The sequence below is a fragment of the Mycobacterium sp. genome (assembly GCF_052143115.1).
Taxonomy (GTDB): domain Bacteria; phylum Actinomycetota; class Actinomycetes; order Mycobacteriales; family Mycobacteriaceae; genus Mycobacterium.
On sequence record NZ_JBKQTQ010000045.1, the window covers coordinates 1 to 3398 of the forward strand.

2 protein-coding genes are annotated in these 3398 nt (G+C 65.5%); one reads left to right on the forward strand and one right to left on the reverse strand.

Going from position 1 to position 3398, the window contains the following annotated elements; translation table 11 throughout:
- The coding region (locus ACLQI9_RS04345; protein ID WP_442391167.1) for an ATP-binding protein at positions 1-2426 on the reverse strand (2426 nt) is incomplete at its 3' end.
- 790 nt (positions 2427-3216) lie between these two features.
- On the opposite strand from ACLQI9_RS04345, the gene ACLQI9_RS04350 reads away from it, so the two are divergent.
- On the forward strand, positions 3217-3398 hold a 182-nt coding region (locus tag ACLQI9_RS04350; protein WP_442391169.1), incomplete at its 3' end, for an Hsp20/alpha crystallin family protein.

The following is a 3398-nucleotide window of genomic DNA, read 5'->3' on the forward strand; positions in this document are numbered from 1 at the left end:
TCCAAGAAGGCGGCGAGGACCGCCAACGGAGTGCGAATCATGGTGATATTGCCCGAATCATGGTGATTGCGGATGGCCAGTTCGAAGTACCCGAACGCGGCCAACGCGTCACCGTGCTCAGCTTCGAGGCCGCACAGGGCGGCTGCTAGGTGTGACTCGTCGTAGCGGTTGCCGCTGTCTTGCGCGATCACCAGGCCTCGACGCATCGCCTCCAGCGCGGCGGCGGGATCGGCTTCCCGGAAGGCCAATCCGCAGGCGAGCAACGCGAACGAGAGCACAAAGGGGTTGCGAGTGGCCTCGGCGGCGTCGATCAGACCGTTCGCGGTGGTCCTCGCCGCGTCACCAGAACCGGCGAATGTCAGCGCAACGACCAGGCATGCGGTGGTGAACGGGTCATCATCGCGACGACGTGCCAGTTGGGCGCGGCACAGTTCGACCGCCCGCTCGGGCTGGCCGATGCTCAGGTATGGACCGACAAGCCAGCCCTCGGCACCGAACGGCACATCGTCGCGAGTGCTGCCGGCGGCGGCTTGGCTGGCGTCGCTGTAGCCGACGGCCTTGTCGATCCGTCCGGCCAGGTAGCACTGCGAGGCCATCACATACAGCGTGGCGAGCCGGGGGTGGTCCGCGACGCGAGCGGGTCCTATGAGCTCTTCGGCCCACGCGATGGGCTCATAATTCTCCAGAAAGGCGCCGAGGAAAGCCGCGTACGAAGCGATGGTCACGGCGACATCGAGGTCGCTGCGGTCGGCGGTCCACCGGAATGCCGTACGCAGATTGGACAACTCAATGTTGAACCACGTGTAGGCCTCGCGCTGGCGGGCGCTGTCCCACAGGGCCAGGATGTCGGCTTCCCGTCCGGCGAAGTACCGCGAGTGGGCGGCCCGAATCTCGGATGCTTCGCCACGGGCGACGAGTTGTTCCTCGGCGAACTGGCGGATGGTCTCCAGCATCGAATACCGGGTCCGCCCCGCTGACCGGTCGGCGACCAGCAGCGACTTGCGCACCAATGCATCGAGCAGATCCAGCACGGCGTACTCGTCAAGGTCATCGGTTCCGGCCACCACGCAGGCGCTTTGCAGGTCGAATCCGCCAGCGAACACCGAACACCTTGTCAACAGCGACTTTTCGGCGTCGTCGAGGAGGTCGTAGGACCAGGCGACCGCGTGGCGCAGGGTGTGGTGACGGTGCGGGCCGCGCCGCGAGCCCACCAGCAGCCGGAACCGCTGGTCAAGACGATCCCGCACCTCGCTGGCGATCATCGACGCCATCCGCGAAGCCGCCAACTCGATGGCCAACGGGATTCCGTCGAGGCGGGCACAGATCTCCACCACCGCCCCCGCCTCCTCAGCGTTGCCCAGCGTGAAGCTCGACGCGACGCTGCGGGCGCGTTCCACGAACAGACTCACGGCGGCAGAATCGATGCCCGCGCCGACATCCAGCGAGGTCACTAGCCACATTTGCTCATCGGCGACCTCCAGGCCCTCACGGCTGGTGGCCAGGACCGTCACGGTCGCCGACTGGATGAGAATGGCCTCGACCAGATCGGCGGCGGCGTCCAGGATGTGTTCGCAGTTGTCGAACACCAGCAGCCGGATTCGGCCCTGGAGTGCGGCGGCTACCGACTCGCTCATGCTTTTGCCCGGTTGCTGGGTGATGCCCAGCACCGCGGCCACCGCGGCTGGCACCGCCGCCGGATCGGTGACCGCGGCTAAGTCGAAAAACCACACCCCGTCGGGGAATGCGTCAGCGAGCTGCGCTGCGACCTCGATCGCCAGCCGGGTTTTGCCGACCCCACCCACCCCGGTCAACGTCACGAACCGGTGTGAATGCAAAGCCGCTTGGACATCGCAGACCTCGGTATCGCGCCCTATCAAGCTTGTGATCGCGGGCCGCAGGTTCCCCGGACTGGTATCCAACGCCCGCAACGCAGGAAAGTCTGTCTGCAGGCCCGCCGCCCGTACCTGAAACACCCCGACCGCGATCGGCAGATCCCGCAGCCGCCGCGGCCCCAGATCGACCAGATCAACTCCACTGAGCAGACTTGCCGTCGACTCGACAACCAGGATCTGACCGCCGTGCCCGGCGGCCATCACCCGCGCGGCACGGTTGAGCACCGAACCGAAGTAGTCACCCTCCTGCAGTTCGGCTTCGCCGGTCGCCAGTCCCATGCGGACGGGCAATTGCAGCCGCCGCTGGGCGGCGACGGCGGCATCAATCGCGGATTTTGGCGATGAGAAGGCCGCGCATACGCCGTCACCGGTGTGCTTGAACAGGAAGCCTCCTTGCCCCTCGATTGCGTTGCGCAGCACGTCGTCGTGCGCCAACAGGGCTGCCCGCATACCGTCCGCGTCTGACTCCCACCGACGGGTCGAACCCTCAATATCGGTGAACAAAAACGTCACGACCCCCGAAGGCGGGCCCACCGCCAAAGGATGTCACACAGAGCATTCCTCAGTGTGGGCCAATTGCGACCGACTTTCGAGCGGTCGGGGCGACGGCACGCGCTGGACTCGACAGTGCTCAACGATGCGGTCGCCACCCAGGGACACGATCACCCAGCTCGCAGAGTGCCTTCGGCGAGCAGATCGCTACCGGCCCCGAGAGTTCGGTATACACGAGTCGGACGGCGCTCTTGACGAAAAGGAACGCCGTCCGAAGCAGCAACCACCTGGTTACCAAGCGTGCGTGATGCGCGGTGAAATGTGGCCTCGGCGTCAGGAGGCATTTCCCTGCCTGACGCAAGCCCACCGCGCTGTGCCCAGTTGATGGGCCTTGCTTTGCGTGGGTGCCCGGTGCTCGTGCTGGGCGCCACAGCCGAGAGGAGGAATCTTTTCTTCCGGTCCGACCTTGGTCTGCCGTGGATCCGTTCTTTCAGTCTACGCCTATCGAGGTAAAGCAACACTAAAACGAGTTGGGCCGAGCGTTCAACGGGCATCTCGGCGACCATCACCAATTCCTGTGCGCGCACATGTTCGGCCGGATCGACAGCATCGACGCCGATATCGCCCGACATCCACGAGCAGATCGAGGCGCGTCTGGCCCCTTCATGTCGAAGACGATCCTGGACACCAGGGCCTCATCGCCGAAGACCTGGGCGCAGCGTCGACACCCCTGGTGCTCGCGCAGGTGGAGTGCTAAACCAGAAGGAGCGCAGCCAGCCGACACCCGTCGCGGTGGCGCGGTGCGGCAACCGACATGTAGGAGGTGGTCGCTGTGCTTCATCCCGATCCATTCCGTGACATCGACAGACTCGCCGCGCAGCTGCTCGGTACATCGCCCGGATCCGCCCGAGTCCCACTGGCCATGCCGATGGACCTCTACCGCTCCGGTGATCACTACGTGCTTCACGCCGACCTCCCGGGGGTGGACCCCGATTCGGTGGACGTCAGCGTTGA